This window comes from Kribbella sp. NPDC026611 (assembly GCF_040638345.1).
GTDB lineage: Bacteria > Actinomycetota > Actinomycetes > Propionibacteriales > Kribbellaceae > Kribbella.
Window position 1 is genome coordinate 327,218 of the sequence record NZ_JBEZYC010000005.1, and the last position, 16,703, is coordinate 343,920.

Annotated in this window: 19 protein-coding genes; 12 read left to right on the forward strand and 7 right to left on the reverse strand. The window is 69.5% G+C overall.

Going from position 1 to position 16,703, the window contains the following annotated elements:
- Nucleotides 1-2: 2 nt before the first annotated feature.
- The 4 genes from AB0E69_RS23185 to AB0E69_RS23200 form a co-directional block, all read right to left on the reverse strand.
- A complete protein-coding gene (locus AB0E69_RS23185) occupies nt 3-1,094 on the reverse strand; it encodes a TadE/TadG family type IV pilus assembly protein (protein WP_360149500.1) in 1,092 nt (363 codons plus the stop codon).
- On the reverse strand, nt 1,082-1,507 hold the full coding sequence (locus AB0E69_RS23190) for a TadE/TadG family type IV pilus assembly protein (RefSeq protein WP_360149503.1): 426 nt from the start codon (nt 1,505-1,507) through the stop codon (nt 1,082-1,084). The genes AB0E69_RS23185 and AB0E69_RS23190 overlap by 13 nt, the downstream gene beginning before the upstream one ends.
- Nucleotides 1,508-1,520: 13 nt before the next feature.
- Entirely contained in the window at nt 1,521-1,694 is a 174-nt protein-coding gene (locus AB0E69_RS23195; protein ID WP_360149506.1) for a hypothetical protein, read from the reverse strand.
- Nucleotides 1,695-1,795: 101 nt separating this feature from the next.
- The gene (locus tag AB0E69_RS23200) at nt 1,796-1,981 is read right to left on the reverse strand and encodes a Flp family type IVb pilin (RefSeq protein WP_360149509.1); all 186 of its coding nucleotides are present in this window, start codon (nt 1,979-1,981) and stop codon (nt 1,796-1,798) included.
- A gap of 233 nt (nt 1,982-2,214) precedes the next feature.
- On the opposite strand from AB0E69_RS23200, the gene AB0E69_RS23205 reads away from it, so the two are divergent.
- Both AB0E69_RS23205 and AB0E69_RS23210 read left to right on the forward strand, forming a co-directional pair.
- Entirely contained in the window at nt 2,215-2,919 is a 705-nt protein-coding gene (locus AB0E69_RS23205) for an A24 family peptidase (protein WP_360149512.1), read from the forward strand.
- A 159-nt stretch (nt 2,920-3,078) separates the two neighbouring features.
- A complete protein-coding gene (locus tag AB0E69_RS23210; protein ID WP_360149515.1) occupies nt 3,079-3,756 on the forward strand; it encodes a response regulator transcription factor in 678 nt (225 codons plus the stop codon).
- On the opposite strand, the gene AB0E69_RS23215 is transcribed toward AB0E69_RS23210, so the two are convergent.
- Entirely contained in the window at nt 3,753-4,658 is a 906-nt protein-coding gene (locus tag AB0E69_RS23215) for an NADP-dependent oxidoreductase (protein WP_360149518.1), read from the reverse strand. The genes AB0E69_RS23210 and AB0E69_RS23215 overlap by 4 nt on opposite strands.
- Nucleotides 4,659-4,754: 96 nt before the next feature.
- Between AB0E69_RS23215 and AB0E69_RS23220 the strand changes: the two genes are divergently transcribed.
- The 10 genes from AB0E69_RS23220 to AB0E69_RS23265 all read left to right on the forward strand — a co-directional run bounded on the left by AB0E69_RS23220 (nt 4,755) and on the right by AB0E69_RS23265 (nt 14,215).
- Nucleotides 4,755-5,162, forward strand: a complete 408-nt coding sequence (locus AB0E69_RS23220) for a helix-turn-helix domain-containing protein (protein WP_360149521.1) — start codon at nt 4,755-4,757, stop codon at nt 5,160-5,162.
- Complete coding sequence (locus tag AB0E69_RS23225; RefSeq protein WP_360149524.1) at nt 5,159-5,770, forward strand: DUF2064 domain-containing protein; 612 nt, start codon at nt 5,159-5,161, stop codon at nt 5,768-5,770. Before AB0E69_RS23220 ends, AB0E69_RS23225 begins: the two co-directional genes overlap by 4 nt.
- Nucleotides 5,771-5,987: 217 nt before the next feature.
- Complete coding sequence (locus AB0E69_RS23230) at nt 5,988-6,395, forward strand: prepilin-type N-terminal cleavage/methylation domain-containing protein (RefSeq protein WP_360149527.1); 408 nt, start codon at nt 5,988-5,990, stop codon at nt 6,393-6,395.
- A gap of 137 nt (nt 6,396-6,532) precedes the next feature.
- Nucleotides 6,533-7,633: a type IV pilus twitching motility protein PilT gene (locus AB0E69_RS23235; protein WP_360149530.1), complete on the forward strand. Its 1,101-nt coding sequence runs from the start codon at nt 6,533-6,535 to the stop codon at nt 7,631-7,633.
- Entirely contained in the window at nt 7,630-9,249 is a 1,620-nt protein-coding gene (locus AB0E69_RS23240; protein WP_360149533.1) for a GspE/PulE family protein, read from the forward strand. Before AB0E69_RS23235 ends, AB0E69_RS23240 begins: the two co-directional genes overlap by 4 nt.
- Nucleotides 9,246-10,451: a type II secretion system F family protein gene (locus AB0E69_RS23245; protein WP_360149536.1), complete on the forward strand. Its 1,206-nt coding sequence runs from the start codon at nt 9,246-9,248 to the stop codon at nt 10,449-10,451. Before AB0E69_RS23240 ends, AB0E69_RS23245 begins: the two co-directional genes overlap by 4 nt.
- The gene (locus AB0E69_RS23250; protein ID WP_360149539.1) at nt 10,451-10,885 is read left to right on the forward strand and encodes a type II secretion system protein; all 435 of its coding nucleotides are present in this window, start codon (nt 10,451-10,453) and stop codon (nt 10,883-10,885) included. The genes AB0E69_RS23245 and AB0E69_RS23250 overlap by 1 nt, the downstream gene beginning before the upstream one ends.
- Nucleotides 10,876-11,499: a prepilin-type N-terminal cleavage/methylation domain-containing protein gene (locus AB0E69_RS23255; RefSeq protein ID WP_360149542.1), complete on the forward strand. Its 624-nt coding sequence runs from the start codon at nt 10,876-10,878 to the stop codon at nt 11,497-11,499. Before AB0E69_RS23250 ends, AB0E69_RS23255 begins: the two co-directional genes overlap by 10 nt.
- Nucleotides 11,496-13,478: a hypothetical protein gene (locus tag AB0E69_RS23260; protein WP_360149545.1), complete on the forward strand. Its 1,983-nt coding sequence runs from the start codon at nt 11,496-11,498 to the stop codon at nt 13,476-13,478. The genes AB0E69_RS23255 and AB0E69_RS23260 overlap by 4 nt, the downstream gene beginning before the upstream one ends.
- Before the next feature lie 98 nt (nt 13,479-13,576).
- Nucleotides 13,577-14,215, forward strand: coding sequence for a response regulator transcription factor (locus tag AB0E69_RS23265; RefSeq protein ID WP_360149548.1), 639 nt, complete (start codon nt 13,577-13,579; stop codon nt 14,213-14,215).
- A gap of 507 nt (nt 14,216-14,722) precedes the next feature.
- Here AB0E69_RS23265 and AB0E69_RS23270 read toward each other — a convergent pair.
- A complete protein-coding gene (locus AB0E69_RS23270; protein ID WP_360149551.1) occupies nt 14,723-15,268 on the reverse strand; it encodes an NUDIX domain-containing protein in 546 nt (181 codons plus the stop codon).
- A 44-nt stretch (nt 15,269-15,312) separates the two neighbouring features.
- On the reverse strand, nt 15,313-16,632 hold the full coding sequence (locus AB0E69_RS23275; protein ID WP_360149554.1) for a zinc-dependent metalloprotease: 1,320 nt from the start codon (nt 16,630-16,632) through the stop codon (nt 15,313-15,315).
- Nucleotides 16,633-16,703: the final 71 nt, after the last annotated feature.

Below are 16,703 nucleotides of genomic sequence, written 5' to 3' on the forward strand. Positions count from 1 at the left end.
TACTAGCCGGCGAGTTTGATGGCGGCGGCACCGAAGTAGGTGCCGGTGCCGACGGTGGTGGTGACTGGCACGAGAGCCTGGGTGAAGTGCCCGAAGATGCAGGACGGGGTCGTCTTGCCGTTCGGGCAGTCGGACTTGGAGAACGGCGCCGGGATCGCGTCCTTGAGCGGGTTCATGTTGGCGTAGCCGGTGAGGACGAAGGCGGCCAGTCCGACCAGGTGGTAGGTCGCACCGGAGCCGGTGCCGGTGGTCGTGTCGAAGATCGGGATGAAGATCGGCGCGCCGCTGGCGACGTACGACGTCAGCGCGTCCTGGCACGGTTGGGACAGGTTCTTGCCGGGGTCGTTGCCCGCGACCGGACCGCTTGCCGTCACATCGATCGTGGCGGTGCAGTTGCCGTTGCCGGCGAGCCAGCCGAACTCGCCCGGCGCGCTCAGCCCGGCGCAGGTCGGTGCGTTGGGTGCGTCACGCACGAAGATCCGCACGTTGGCGCCGAACGTCGGCGGAGTACCGCCGGTCGCCTGGGTCCAGGCACAGACCGACAGCGTCATCGCGAGCGACTGCGAGGCCAGCGCCGGTCCCCAGAGCGCCCGGGCGCAGGCGAGCACCGTCGTACCTGCATAGCCGGCGTTTCCGACCAACGACCGCGCGAACACCGGTGGCAGCAGCGACGAGCCCCCGGTCGTCCGGGTCGCGGTGTGTACGTCGGCGTAGTTCGAACCGGACGCCGGTGCGGCTGGGCAGTCGACCCGCGTGCCGGTGGACCCCGGGCAGCCCGGGAGGCCGCCCTTGACGTCGTGACCGCACACCAGCGTCACGGTCGACGTACCGTCCTTGGCGTTGAGGTTCGCGTACGTCGCCGCGGTACCAGGCGTGCATGCCGCAGTGACGCAGCTCTTCGCGACCGCGAGCGACCCTGCGTCGGCGCCGTTCTGCAACTCGGCGCGCTCCTGGTAGAGGCGTCCGACGTCGATGGTCAGCGCGGCCATACCGAGCAGCACACCGGTGCCGAACAGCATCCCGACCAGGACGCCGAAGGCACCACGGTCGTCGGCGTGGAGCAGCCGCAGCATCGGCAGGATCAGGTTTCGCATGGCATGACTCCCCGGGCGGTCAGGGTGGTCTGGCCACTCAGGCCGCTGCCACCGAAGAGGCCGACGAGGTAACCGAGGCCCGGCGTGAACTGGAAGGTGTAGCTGGTCTGCACGCTGCCGTTGCTGCCCGGCCCCGCACCCACCGGGCAGCTCGACTGGATCGACACGCCGACCGGGCTGAGTCCGGTGGCCGCGCTCTGGGTCCGGCCGGCCACGTTCGGCTGGCCGAGCGCGACCAGCCGGGCACCTTCGCGGGCGGCCTGCGTCAGGTTCTGCTGGGCGTTGAGCATCCGGCCGAAGTCGACGATGCCCAGGACGACCAGCAGCAGCAGGGGAAGCAGCAACGCGAACTCCACTGCGGTCGCGCCGCGGTCCGCCTCGCCGCCCGCGAAGACCCCGCGTCTCGGTGCCATGCGATCTCCTGAATCAAAAGGCGCCGACGATGCCGGCGTACAGCGCGGCGACCGTCGGGCCGAGAAGGATGAGGGTGGGTACGACGACCAGCGCGAGCAGCGTCGCGATCAGGCCGTACTCGATCAGGTTCGCGCCGCGGTCGTCCTGCACCAGCCGGCTGGCCACGTTCCTCAGAGCAGTGCGCATCGGGACTCCAACCTGGTGGCGGGGGCGGCGGCCCGGCCGGTCCGGCCGGGCCGCACCACCCCGCGAGTCGAACTGGGTGGGTCGGCAGAACGTCCGAGCGGTCAGAGGTTGCCCGCGATACCGGTGAACAGCGCGACGATGGCCGGGCCGAGGATCAGCAGCGCCGGGACGACGACGACGGCGATCAGCGCGACCAGCAGGCCGTACTCGATCATGGTGGCGCCGCGCTCGTTGGTGCGCGTCTGCTCGATGGCGGTGCGCACGGTGGTGAGCAGCTTGTCGATCATCTGGAAACTCCTTAGCTGGTGGCGGGTACCAGGACCCTCCGGTGGTCGAGCGGCAGGCTGCCGATCGGTACCGCAAACGTTGCTCGCAGCACCGACTCGGGCGGCATCGGCCAACCGGTCAGAACCCGCCGCCGACCGGTGGACACCAGCGCTCGATCGGCCGACAAGGAGCGTCGTGCTTGTCGGCCGGTCGGCTGACCCGGCCTGGTGCAGCAGCGTCGTACCTTCGCGCCATGGACATCACCTGGTCAGTTGCCGGAGGCATCATTGGCTTCGTCGCCGGGTTGCTGCTGCGCGGCACCGTGTTCCAGCTGTCAGTGGCTTCCGGCGAGCCTGCACCGACCAGCTGCGCGCGGTGTGCGGCGCCCGTCGAGGGACGGTTCCGGTGCACGCAGTGCGCGGGCTGGTACGGCGTACCGCTGGCGCTCGAGCTGGCGACCGGTGCCGTGGTGGCCTTGCTGCTGTGGCGATTCGCCGGCCTCGCAGACGCTGCGCCGTACGCCCTCGTCGGTGTGCTGGGAGTTGCGCTCGCAGTCGTCGACAGCGCGGTCCAGCGGCTCCCCAACCGCCTGACCCTGCCGCTCTATCCGGGGCTCATTGCGCTGTTCGGCCTGGCGGCTCTGATCGGGGGACACCCGGAGAAGCTGCTCCGCGCGGTGCTGGGTGGGCTGGTGCTCGGCGCGTGCTACCTCGTGCTGGCGACCGCCAGTCGGGGTCAGCTCGGCCTCGGCGACGTCAAGCTCGCCGGCGGCCTCGGCATCGCGCTCGGCTGGCTGGGCTGGCCGACCGTGCTCGTCGGGTCGGCACTCGGCTTCGCGCTGATGTCAGTGGTCAGCCTGGTGCTGCTCCTGGCCCGGCGGGTGACGCTCCGGCACAGCCTGAGCTTCGGTCCGTTCATGCTCGGCGGAGCGCTGCTGGCCGTTCTCGGGCCTTGGTAAGAAAGTGGCGGAATTCGGTAACCAAGCGTTCAACCAAAGTGGCGAAAAGCACCTGTTTGAAATCCGTAACGCACTGTGCGTGACCGCCGATCATTGTTACAGAAGGTGACATCACCATGTCTGGCTGGGGAGTCGCGAAAGTTCCACGGGGGGGACGTCATGCAGAGCTCGATCAAGGTCGTCGTAGTCGACGGCCACACGCTGACCAGGTACGGCCTGGTCCGGCTCGTCGGCGCCGACGCCGACATCACCATCGTCGGCGAATGCGGCCTGGCGGCCGAGGCGGCGGCGCTCGTCGCGACCGCGCGGCCGGACGTCGTGGTCCTCGACGTCGTCCTGCCGGACGCCGACGGGCTTCAGTTGGCCCGAGAGCTCCGAGACCGGCACGGCGAGCTCGGCATCGTCGTCCTCACGGCGCAGGCCGAGGACGACGTCCTGTTCCGGGCGCTGGAGACCGGGGTGTCGGCGTTCGTCGGCAAGACCGCCCCGAACTCTGAGGTCCTCGGAGCGATCCGGCACGCCGCGGTCGCGGCCGCCTCGTTCACCGCGACCGGGCTCTGCGCGGCGCTGGCCCGCCGTACCCAGGTCGTCCCGGCTCCGTTCACCCTCGACCGCGTGGGCGCAGCGCTCAGCCCCCGCGAGCTCGAGGTCCTGTCGCTGCTGTCCACCGGTCTCTCGGTGCCGGCCATGGCCGCCACGATGTACGTCAGCCTCTCGACCGCGAAGACGTACGTCTCCCGGGTCTACGAGAAGCTCGGCGCCACCAACCGCGCCAACGCGATCATGACCGCGATGCGCCTCGGCCTGATCACCACCGAACTACCGGCGATGGCTTAAGGAACCAGGACCAGCCGCCCGCGGACCCCTCCCTCCGCGAGGCGCTTGTACGCCGCAGCAGCGTCCGTCAGCGGGTATGTGTCGGCTACGCGGGTCTCCAGCACCCCTTCATCGATCAGCCGCACCAGCTCGCGCAGGTCCTCGTGGTTGGAGTGGATGAAGACCTGCTCGACCGTGATGTTGCGCAGGTGCGGCGGCCGGGGTCCTCCCTGCAGGTGCGCGTGCCGGCCGCCGTTGCGGACCGCCTCCTGTGCGCCGATACCAATCACGGCCGCATCCACCACGCCGTCCACGCCGACCGGTGCGATCCGCCGTACGGTCGCGGCCAGATCCTCGGCGCGGTCCACGAAGTACTCCGCGCCCAGTTGGCGGACCAGGTGCTCGTCACGGGCTCCCGCGCTGGCGACGACCGTCATGCCGAAATGCTTCGCCAGCTGGACGGCGTACCCTCCGACGCCGCCGGCTGCACCTGTCACCAGCACGGTCTGTCCGCTCTGCAGCCGCAGTGCCCGGATAGCCTGCAGCGCGGTCAGGCCGTTGAGACCGAAGGTCGCCGCATGGGTCAGGTCGACGCTGGTAGGCGCTGTGGTGACCTGGTCCTCGTCGAGTACGACGTACTCCGCGTGTGTCTTGAGCTCGCGCCCCAAGAGGTCGGCCACGCCGACGACCGGGGTGCCCGCATCGGTTGTCCCCGCAACGTCCCACCCCAGTCCGAACTGCGCTCTCGCCGCACTTAGGCCCGCCTTGACCGGCATTCCGGCACTGACCGCCAGGTCCACCGGATTGACCGCGGCCGCGGCGACCTTGATCCGGACCTGACCGGCGGCCGGCTCCGGTACGGCGGTCTCGATCACCTCGACCGCGTCCGGGCCGTCGAGCCGGCGGGCGACGAGTGCGCGCATGTTCTCTCCTCAGGTTCGGGTGAAACCACTCTCGGAGAGCTACTCTCTTCCGGGAAGTACGCACTTCGGAGTGCGTACCGGACGCCGAGGAGAGCCATGCCTACCCGCACCGCGGCCCAGCGCCGCGAGGACGCAGCGCGCGCGTACGACGCGTTCCTGGCCACCTGCCCGGCCCGGCAGCTCCTCGACCGGATCAGCGACAAGTGGGTCTCCCTCGTCCTGGTCGCCCTCGCCGACGGTCCGCAGCGGTACTCCGACCTGTCCCGCCGGATCGCCGGCGTCAGCCAGAAGATGCTCACCCAGACGCTGCGCTCACTCGAGCGCGACGGACTGCTGACCCGTTCGGTGACCCCGTCGGTCCCGGTCCGCGTCGACTACCAGCTGACCGAGCTCGGCCAGACGCTGCTGCCGCTGATCTCCGCCATCAAGACCTGGGCCGAGACGCACATGACCGAGGTCAACGCGGCCCGGTCGGAGTACGACAACGTGAGCACTCCCGCATGACCGATCGTCGCGTCGTGGTCCTCGTCGTGCCGGCCGAAGGTAGCTGGGCTCCGCCGGGCCGCACCGTCGACGCCTGGCGGCTCGCGCTGGCCGAGGACACCTACGAGGTGCTGGCTGCCCTGGACCGCGTCGACGTCGCCGTGGCGGTTGCCGGCGGCGGGGAGACCGCCCTTGCCCCGGTGAGCGAGCTGACCTGGCCAGGAACGCCTGTGTACACGGTGGGTCCCGGACGGCCGGTGCTGGACGCGGTGGAGCTCGCAGGCCCGGCAGCGGCAGTGGTGGCCGTTTCGCACGACGTACCGGACCTGCCAGGCCTCTTGATCGGCAAGCTGTTCCGGGCCCTCAGTTCTGCAGACATCGCTGTCACTCCGGCCGAGGACGGCTCGCTCGCCGCGATCGGTGTGAACGTCCCGACCGCCGGCTGGGTCGCCGAGGTCGCGCCGGTCTTCGACACCGCACTTTCGTTGCTTGAGGCCCGTAAACCGCGCCGGCACGCGGTCGCCGTCGGTCCGGGCTGGCACCGGCTGCGGTCCGCGGCGGACATCGCGCGGCTGGATCCAGGGTTGGAGGGCTGGGACGCCACCCGGTCGCTGCTGGGTCGTTCCTGAGCTCTGTCGGGCAAACGACCGACAGGCGTCGGTCAGGTGGCCAGGGCTGTCGGTAGTTCACCCGCTGTGACAGCAGGCTTGCGGAGACGAGTCTTTGACGCGGCAGCAAGCATCCGGGGGGATGTGAGGCACAGGCTCAGCTGGATTTACAGGGGTCGAGCTGAATCAGTCGTTCGCGCTGTCGCGCCTGGAAGACCCCGTCTGTAAAGGAAGTCGCATGAATCTCCGCCTTCGGGCCCTCGTTGCCCGGACGATCAGCCATGCCCACCTGCGGACCCGCCCCGTCCGTCGAGTGCCGCGCCGCAACCAGTCCGGCTTCACCCTGATCGAACTGCTCGTCGTCATCGTCATCCTCGGTGTGCTGTCCGGGATCGTCGTGTTCGCCGTCTCCGGTATCCAGGACCGCGGTAACGCGGCGGCCTGCAAGACCGACAAGAAGAGCGTCGAGGTCGCCGTCGAGGCGTACTACGCGAAGAACGGCGCCTACCCGCCGGCCGGTGACCCCGGCTGGGCCGAGCTCACCGTCGGCGTCAACCAGCTGCTCCGCAGCAAGCCCGTCGGCGACGGGTACACCATCACGCTCGGCGTCAACGGTCTCGTCACCGCGAGCGGCGCCTGCACCTAGCGGCTGGCGCCTGTTTGGCACGGACCGGTACGAGGAGGCCGGTCCGTCCCGGGCGAGGCCCGTTGGACAGCGGATCACGGGGGAGCGGCGCGCGCCTGCGCCGTACCGTGCTCCGACGCTCTTGCCGAAGGGACGTCATGAAAGTTCCCGTGCCTGGTAGCCGGGTGGATCTACTGCTCGAAGAACTCTGGAACGCCGGTGGCACCGACCTGCTCCTCACTGTCGGGATGGCGCCGCAGCTCCGGGTCCACGGCGTACTGCGCCCGGTCGCCGACCGGACGCCGCTGACCCGCAAGGACACGGACGCGATGCTGGCCGAGGTCCTGAACCCGCACCGCTCGAACGTGTGGCAGACGACGTACGAGCACGACTTCTCGTTCTCCTGGCGGGACAACGCCAGGATCCGCGCGAACGCCTTCACCCAGCGCGGTGACACCGCACTCGCGCTGCGGGTCATCCCGCGCAGCATTCCGAGCATGTCGGAGCTGGGACTGCCGCCGGTGATCGGCAGGTTCGCCCAGCTGCACCAGGGACTCGTCCTGGTGACCGGGCCGACCGGGTCCGGCAAGTCGACCACGCTGGCCTCCGTCATCCACCAGATCAACACCGATCGCGCCTGCCACATCATCACGATCGAGGACCCGATCGAGTACGTGCACGAGCACCGCCGGTCCGCCGTGAACCAGCGCGAGGTCGGCAGCGACACGGCGTCGTTCCCGGACGCGTTGCGGGCGGCGCTGCGGGAGGACCCCGATGTGCTGCTGGTGGGTGAGATGCGGGACCTCGAGTCGATCCGGTTCGCCCTCACCATCGCCGAGACCGGGCACCTGGTCTTCGCGACCCTGCACACCAACGACACCGCCCAGTCGCTGGCGCGCATCATCGACGTCTTCCCGCCCGAGCAGCAGTCCCAGGTCCGGGTCCAGCTCGCGGCCGCGCTCAGCGGAGTCGTCCACCAACGGCTGATCCCACGCAGCGGCGGCGGTCTGGTCGCCGCGTTCGAGGTGATGGTGGCGAACGCCGGGATCCGCAACCTGATCAAGGAGGGCAAGACGCACCAGCTGCGGAACGCCCTGGTCACCGGCCGGCGCGAGGGCATGATCACGCTCGAGCAGTCGCTGTCCGAGCTCGTCCAGGCCGGCCAGATCACGCCCGAGGACGCGTACGCCCGCAGCGCGTATCCGAAGGAGATCGAGCTGCGGCCGCGCAGCCGGTCCGTCGCGGGGCAGGCCGGATGAGGCACCGGGGACAACGAAAGTCCGACGTACCTGCGGTGCCGGCGCCGGCACCGCGGCCGGAGGAACCTGTCGACGTACCGGCTGCGCGGCGGCACGCTGCTCTGCTGGCCGAGCGCCACGGGATCCCGTTGGTGGATCTGAGCGCGGCAACGCCTGAGCCCGAGGCGACGGCGCTGATCGACGAGGCGACGGCTCGGGAGCTGACCGCGCTGCCGCTGGCAGTCCGCGAGGGCGAGGTGATCGTCGTCCTCGCCGATCCGGCGCGGGGCATGCAGTTGCAGGACGCACTCGGTCGGCCGGTACGCCTCGCGCTGGCCGCGGCGCCCGACATCCTGTACGCGATCGACAACTCGTTCCGCGCACTGGCGGGGATCGACGAGTCCGTCCGTTTGTTCCAGGCCCGCGGTACAGCGCAGCAGCCGGAAGAGCTCGTGGTCAACGAGGACGCGCCGGTGGTCCAGGTCGTCCAGCTGATCATCACCCAGGGCCTGCGGGACCGGGCCTCCGACATCCACATCGAACCGCACGACGACCGGGTCCGGGTCCGGTTCCGGGTGGACGGAGCGCTCCGCGACCAGCTCGACCTGCCCGGCACGATCGGGCCGGCCGTCGCCAGCCGGATCAAGGTGCTCGCCGACCTGAACATCGTCGAGCGCCGGCGTTCCCAGGACGGTCAGATCCGGATGCGGGTCGAGGGCCGTGAGGTCGACATCCGGGTCTCGACCGCGGCCGTCGTCGGCGGGGAGAAGGTCGTCCTGCGGCTGCTCGACAAGAGCCGGCCGTTGTTTCGCCTCGAGCAGCTCGGCATGCCACCGGAGCTGGCCGCGCGGTACTCCGCCCTGCTCCGGACGCCGTACGGCATGGTCATCTGTGCCGGCCCGACCGGGAGCGGCAAGACCACCACGCTGTACGGGTCGCTCGGCGAGATCGACAATCCCGAGCGCAACATCATGACGATCGAGGACCCGGTCGAGTACAGCTACGCGTCGATCAACCAGATCCAGATCAACGAGGCCGCCGGGATCACCTTCGCCTCCGGGCTCCGGTCCATCCTCCGTCAGGACCCGGACGTGATCCTGGTCGGCGAGATCCGCGACGTGGACACCGCGCGGATCGCCGTACAGGCCGCGCTGACCGGCCACCTCGTGCTGTCGTCGGTGCACGCCACCGACACCGCGACCGCCCTGTATCGCCTGCTGGACATGGGGATCGAGCCCTTCCTCGTCGCGTCCTCGGTGAGCGCGGTGATCTCGCAGCGGCTGATCCGGAAGGTGTGCGAGAACTGCCGCGAGTACTACGCACCGCCCGCCACCGAGCAGGCGTTCCTGCGCGCCGCAGGCGCCGAGGTCCCGCTCGGCGGGCTGATCCGCGGCGCCGGCTGCAACTTCTGCGCGCGCACCGGCTACCTGGAACGGACCGGCGTGTACGAGCTGCTGGCCCTTACGGATCCCATCCGCGAGCTGGTGGTCGACCGGGCTCCGCTGGCCGAGATCCGCAAGGTCGCCGCGTACGAGGGTCTGCGGACGCTGCAGGAGGAGGGCGCGCGCCTCGCCCAGGCAGGCGTGACAACGGTCGCCGAAGTCGTCCGGTCGATCTACACGGTGGGGATGCGATGACCAGGTACGCGTACGTCGCGGTACGGACCGACGGGCAGACCAAGCGCGGTACGACCCGGGCCGAGAGCCGCGAGGAGGCCGAGCTCGCGCTGTACGAGAAGGAACTGCGGAACATCCGGCTCACCGAGAAGCCCGGCCTGCTGCAGGTGGAGATCACCGCGCGCCGGGTGAAGCGTGAGGAAGTGATGCACCTGACCCGGCAGCTGGGTGCTTTCGTCGCGGCCGGGCTGCCACTGACCGAGTCCGTGCACAGCCTCGGCCGGGAGGCGGCGAACTCGTCGGTCCGCCGGATGATGCTCGAGGTCGAGGACGGCCTGCGCGACGGCGAACGGCTGTCGGACTGCTTCGACCGGCACCCGAAGATCTTCCCGGAGTTCTACCGCGGCATCCTGCGATCGGCGGAGCTGAGCGGCCGGCTGGACACCGTGCTCGGCCAGCTCGCGCGGTACCTCGAACGCGATCTCGAGGCGCGGCGGCGGATCAAGCAGGCCACCATCTATCCGGCCGTCGTCGCGGTCATGTCGGTGGTGACGCTGGTCGTGCTGGCAGGCTTCGTGCTGCCGCGGTTCAAGGACTTCTTCGACAGTCTGGGTGCCCGCCTGCCCTTGCCGACCAGGATCCTGCTGGCGATCACCGACTTCCTGACCAGCTGGTGGTGGGCGCTGATGATCGGCGCCGGGGTGCTCATCCTGGTGCTGGTCTGGGTGCTCGGGACGACGCCGGGCCGCTACCTGCGCGACCGCGTGGTCCTGTGGTTGCCGGTGATCGGTCCGACCGTCCAGTTCGCTCTGGTCGAGCGGTTCTGCCGGATCCTCTCCTCGATGGTCAGTGCGGGAGTCCAGCTGCCGCAGGCGTTGCGGGTCGCCACCGGATCCCTGCCGAACCGGGTGTACCGCCGGTCGCTCGGCCGGGTGATGGAGGCGATGATGCAGGGCGAGGGACTGGCCCGGCCACTCGCCGCGACGGGTCTGTTTCCAGCGACGGCGGCCCAGATGCTCCGGGTCGGCGAGGACACCGGGACGATGGACGCCCAGCTGGAGACGACCGCGCAGTACTACGAGGGCGAGCTGGACTACAAGCTGAAGAAGCTGATCGGCCTGTTCGAGCCGGCGGTGATCGTGCTGATGGGTGGCGTGGTCGGCTTCGTCGCGATCGCGCTGGTGTCCGCGATGTACGGGATCTTCCGGCAGGTGCAGGGCTGATGCGGGAGCGCGGTGAGAGTCTGCTGGAGCTGGTGATGGCCATCGCGCTGATGGGCGTCGCGGTGGTCGCGGTGATGTCGGGTCTGACCACGACCGTGCTGATGTCCGACGCGCAGCGCAAGGAGGCCACCGCGGTGGCCACGGTCCGCGACTACGCCTCCGCGCTGCAGCAGTACGTTGCCAACGGCCACTATGTTGCGTGCGCCGCTTCCTATGCAGTCCCTGGCTTCACGCCGCCGGACGGCTTCACCGCGCGGGTGGTTGCGGGGTCGGTGCAGTACTGGACCGGGGCGTTGTGGTTGCCGCTGTGCCTACCGGACCGCGGTCTGCAGCGGTTGCGGGTGTCGGTGGCCAGCACCGACGGCCGCGCGTCGGAGACGCTGGACGTCGTACTGCGGAAGCCTTGCCGGCTCGGGGATCCGCCGTGCGGGTGAGGCGTACCGAGCACGGCTTCACCTTGATCGAGGTGCTGATCACCATGGCCCTGATGGGGGTCGTGTCGCTCGCGCTCGCCGATCTGGTGACCACCGCGCTGCACCAGATGAGCGCGACCTCGGACCGGCTGGACATGGCACACGACGCCCAGCTCGGCGCGAGCTACTTCTCGCGGGACGTGGCCGGTGTCGGGCTGCGCTCGTACGACGCTGTGGCCCTTGACGGATCGCTTCCGTTCCAGCCTTCGGTCCAGTTGGGTGCGGCGTTCACGGCCGGTGGCATCACGTGCGGGCCGCTGCCGGATGCTGCGGTGCGGCTGCTGTCGGACTACTGGGACACGTCGGTCGTCCCGGCTGTTCGCCGTACGGCCGTGGTCGCCTACTACCTGACGCCGGGTGCGGAGCTGCACCGGGCTCGTTGTCTCGGCTCGAGTACTCCGACGTCCGACATACGGGTGGCGTCGAACGTGAAGCCGGGCAGCTTAGCGGTGACGTGCTCTAGCGCTTGTGACTCGGCGGCTGTGCCGGCGGGCATCACGTTGCGGTTGGTGATGACGAAGCCGACTACTGGCGACTACGAGGTCTTGCTCAGTGGCTTGCGGAGGCAGTCGTGAGGCGCCGGGACGAGCGGGGGTCCTCACTGCTGCTGGTCCTCGTGGTCGTGACCGTGGTCGCGCTGGCGCTGTCGGCGTTGCTGACCCGGACAGACACGGCGCAGCGGGTCTCGAAGAGCCTGCGGGACGACACTAGGGCGTCGTACGCGGCCGACGGGGCGATGGAGGCTGCGATCAACAACCTCCGGAACAGCACCTACAACGGTGAGTCGAGCCAGCACTGCTTCGGGCTGTCGGACACGTTGTCGCTGGTGCTCTTCAACGGGCTCGACTCCGCTGCTGTGACGTGCCGGCCGGATCCGAAGCAGGTGGTCGTGCAATGCCGGGATGCGAGCGAGTGCAACCGGCCTCCCTATGCCGTGTTGACTCTTGGCCGGGTTGCAGGTGAGGCGGGGCTGTCGGTCGACCAGCCGGCCGGGTCGACACTGCAGATCCATGGCAAGGTGGCGTCCAACTCTGGGGTTGATGTGCTGGCGGGTCAGTTGGCGGTCAGTGGCTCGTTGTCGGCGCTGGGCGCGTGCTCCGGGGATCTTCTGGGGAGTCCGCTGTGCAATCTGACCTCGCTGCCGGGTGGCGACGACCCGGACTATCCGTCGCCGCTGACCTCGGTACCAGCGCATCGCAGCCTGCCCGCCTGTACTACGCCGAACTCGCTCGTCACCTTCGTGCCCGGGTACTACGACGACGCGGCTGGGCTGACCGCGATGATGAGCGCCGGAAGTGCGTGCCGGGGGAGCACCTGGTGGTTCAAGCCGGGGATCTACTACTTCGACTTCCAGAATGCGACGAACCCGCTGCTCACCGCTGGTGCGCACGTTTGGACGATCGACAGCGGCAACCTGGTCGGCGGGACTCCGGTAGGAGCCGGGGCGCCGCCGGTCCCGGCGGTTGTGCCTGGTTCGTGCGCGAGTCCGCTCGGCGGCGCGGGCAGCGGGGTGCAGTTCGTCTTCGGCGGTGACAGCCGGCTGGAGGTGAAGTCGTCGTCGAAGGCGGAGCTGTGCGGGAGCTACTCGTCGACAGCGCCTCCGATCGCGCTGCGCGGGCTGGCAAGCGGAAGCGCGTCAGCGGTCAACCTGAGTGGGTTGAAACCGACCGCGGTCTCGTTGGTCAGCAAGTTCGGGCTGAGCGCGACACCCGCGCGGCTTGGCACCGTCGACGGGGTCGCGGCGACCTGGAAGAGCACGGTCGCCAACGACTCCGCGCCGGTCACCATCAACGGGTTCGCTCCGCCCGATGCGATCCCGGCCGGGTCGGTGCTCGAGTCGGCGGCGTTGAAGATCACTCATCGGCACAGCGATGTCGTGTCGTCCGATGCGCTCGACCTGTCGGTCGATGTGGGATCCGGTACGCCGCTGACGGCGTCGGTGGCCGGCGCACCCGGCGGACCGGCGTACCGGACGGAGACCGTGCCGCTCGACGCGGTCCGCACGGGGTCGCTGGCTCGGGATATCTATGCGGGGACGTTCACCGGTGCGAGCCTTGCGTTGACCGCGAAGCTGCCGGTGCAGGGCGACACTGAAGACATCGACGCGGTGCAGTTGGAGCTCAGCTACACCCCGCCCGCGCTGCGGGCTGCTGACGGTTGTGTGACTGCGGGCCCGTATCCCAGCAATACAAGCGCTTGTGCTCTCGTGTCGGGGCGGCTGTTTGTGCAGGGAACCGTGTATGCGCCGGAAGGCGTGCTCGATCTCTCGGTCGGCGCTGGTCCGGCGACGGTGTCTGCAGGTGTGGTGGTGCGCGCGTTGCACCTGACTGCGGTGGGAACGCTGTCCGGTGTGACGATTGCGGTCCCGGACGATTCACCGGCCTTCACCTTCGGGGTCCAGCTGACGGCGTACATCTGTCCGGGCGCGCTGCTCTGCGCACCCGGTGGTCATCCGGCGTTGCAGTCGAGGATCGGGCTGGTCGACGCCAATCCGACAGCACCTACCGCGGGACGGCGTGCGGTGACCGTCCTGGGCTGGTGGCGAACGGGCTGATGGTGCTGTGCCGAGTACGACCTGCTCGTGATGCGTTGGAGGCAACGATCTCTATCGCAACAGCATCACGCTGCGTAGTTTGGTCCGCGGGGGGAGCCATGAACGATTGCGTCAGGGTCGTCGTCATCGACGATCACACACTGGTCCGGTACGGCCTGGCCGGGCTGGTGGACCGCGAAACCGACCTCGAACTGGCCGGCGACAGCGGCCAACGCGCCGAGGCGATCGGCATGGTGCTGACCACGCGCGCGAGCGTCGTGGTCCTCGACGTCACTCCGCCCGACCTCGACGGTCTGCGGGTCGCCCGCGAGCTCCGGGACCGGTTCGCGGAGCTCGGCATCGTCCTGCTGGCACCGGACGGCCAGGACAGTCTGCTCTTCGAGGCGCTCGAATCGGGGGTCTCGGCCTTTGTCGCGAAGACCGCTCCGACCGACGAGATCCTGGCGGCGATCCGGCACGCGGCGGTGGCGCCGACCTCGTTCACCGCGACCGGCCTGGCGCCGGCGATGGCGCGACGCGCGACGACGACCCAGGCGTTGCTGAGCCCACGCGAGGCGCAGGTGCTGGAGCTCCTGGGTCAGGGGCTGTCGGTACGTGCGATCGCGGTGGCGTTGTCGGTCAGCATCTCGACGGCCAAGACGTACGTCGAGCGTTTGTACGAGAAGCTCGAGGTCTCGAACCGGGCGCAGGCGATCATGACGGCACTCCAGAGAGGCCTGATCGAGCCGAAATCCTGACCCCCGAAAATACTTCAGCTCACCGCGTCACCTTCGCGCCGGTGGCTCGTTTTCCATGCAGCGGGGACTTCGGGGGAAGCCCAGCTGATGGCCGATGCCGTTCAGGGGCGGTACCCGACATCAGCCACCCCCACCGGCCGCATCGGGGGGATGCGGCACGGGGGGACGGGGAACGCACGGAGATCGCACCACGGGGGACTACTCGGGGGACGAGTAGAGCAACACCACCACGGGGGACAAACACCCACGTCACCACACGGGGAATCCGCCTCACGGCGGCGACGCACGAAGGCCAACGCAGCACAACGGGGGCCCGACGCACGACGGGGACACACACGCGTACCCGCAGTACGACGGGAATGCAGGGGACGCCGCAGCACCACAGAGCCACGGGGGTCTGCAGTGCGGCGGAGGTTTACGGGGGATCGCAGGACCGGGGGCAGTGGGGTGGGGGATGGAATGGCTCTGCTGTGAGTTGGTGGGTCGGCGAGGGGCCGGCCCACCAACTCAGTTGGTTTGTAGGTGTTGGTGGGCTCGGGTTGCGAGTTTGGTGAGTGTGGGGTCTGGGGCTTGCGGTAGTGCGGTGAGGGGGAACCAGGCGAGGGCGTGGGACTCTTCGCTTACTACGTACTGCGTGTTTGCAGTGGCTGTCACCAGGAACTGGACGTCCAGGTGGTACGCGCCCGCGCAGCCGCCGGACTCGATGAGGTGGCGGGAGAGTTGTAGGGGAGCGGGAGCGATCGTCAGGTCGGTCAGGCCTGACTCCTCGGTGGATTCGCGGAGTGCGGCGCCGGACAGTGTTGTGTCGGTGGGCTCGCAATGGCCGCCCAGTTGGAGCCAGCGGCCGATCGTCTTGTGCAACGTCAGGAGCACGTTCGCGCCGGCTGCGTCCACCACCAGCGCACTCGCCGTCACGTGCTCAGGGCGGCAGGATCGCCACATGCCGTCCGGGTGCTGTGCCAGATGCCGGAGGTAGTGCTGTCGCAGTTCTTCCTGCTCAGCATCGGGCGCAGTCCAGTTCTCGAGCGTCGTTACCGCATCACCGTGGAGCACCGGGCAAGTCTCCACCACCCAGTGCCGCGGAGCCCGAGGTGGGCCTACTTCGGGTCGTCCTTGGGGTCGTCCGTGGAGTCGTCCTCGCGCGGAGGCTGATCCTCGTCGGTGAGGAAGTCGGTGATGTCGATGTCGGAGAGCTCGCCGGCGTGTTGGGCGAAGCCGATGGGGTCGTCCAGGTCGGAGGTGCTTGGCATCAGGTCGGGGTGCGACCAGAGCTTGTCCCGGCCCTCGGTACCCCGGGCGTCCCGGACTGCCGCCCACAGATTCGCCGCGTCGCGGAGACGACGGGGGCGAAGCTGCAGGCCGACCAAGGTCGCGAAGGTCTGCTCAGCGGGCCCGCCGGCCGCGCGGCGGCGGCGTACCGTCTCGGAGAGTTGGGCGGCAGCCGGCATCCGGTCCTTCGTGGCTTCGCGGACGACGTCGTCGACCCAGCCCTCGACCAAGGCCAGAGTGGTCTCGAGCCGCGTCAGCGCGGCCTTCTGCTGCTCCGAGTCCTCGGGCTCGAACAACCCGCCGGCCAGCGCCTCCTGCATGGCTTCCGGGTTCTGCGGGTCGATGTCGGCCATCGCGCGCTCGATCTTGCCGGTGTCGACCTCGATCCCGGCCGCGTAGTCGGCGACCGCGGCCAGCAGGTGCTGCCGCAGCCACGGAACCCCGGCGTACAGCCGCTGGTGCGCCACTTCGCGCAGCGCCAGGTACAGCCGGACGTCCTCGTCGGTCAGCCCGAGACCCTCGGCGAACTTCGCCACGTTGTCCGGCACCAGGATCGCCTGCCCGGTCGGCCCGAGCGGCAGCCCGATGTCGGACGAGCTCACGACCTCCCCAGCCAGCTCACCGAGCGCCTGACCGACCTGCGCCCCGAACACGGAACCGCCAAGCTGCCGCAGCATGCCCGCCATCGGCCCCGCGAACTGCTGCGCCTCGGCGGGCAGCGCGTTCCCCATCGCGCCGGCAACGTGCTCGGCGACCGGGTCGACGATCGTCTGCCAGACCGGAAGCGTGTTCTCGACCCACTCCGCGCGGCTCCAGGCCGCGGACGTCGCGGACACCTCGGGCAGCGTGGTCGCCTCGTCGAGCCAGTGCTCGGCCAGGCGCACGGCATCCGCGACCCGGTCGCCGTCGGTCGGCGTCATCGAGCGGTCGCCGGCGGCGGCCACGGTCTTGCGGGCGATGTCCTTGGCCAGGTCCCAGTTCACCGGCTTGCCGTCGGTGGAACCGCTGAGCAGCTGCTGGACCTGCGCGAAGATCGCGTTCAGGTCCGGGGCGCCGCCCGTGCCGGCCGCACCGGAGAACTGCTGGAACATGGCCTCGAACGGCGTTCCCTTGAACGGGTTGTCCGGGATGTCCGGTTCGTCGCTCATCGGAGGGCCTTCCTGTGCGGGTGGGGCGTACAACTCCAACGTACTGGTTACCCCGGCCGGTTCCTCCCCCG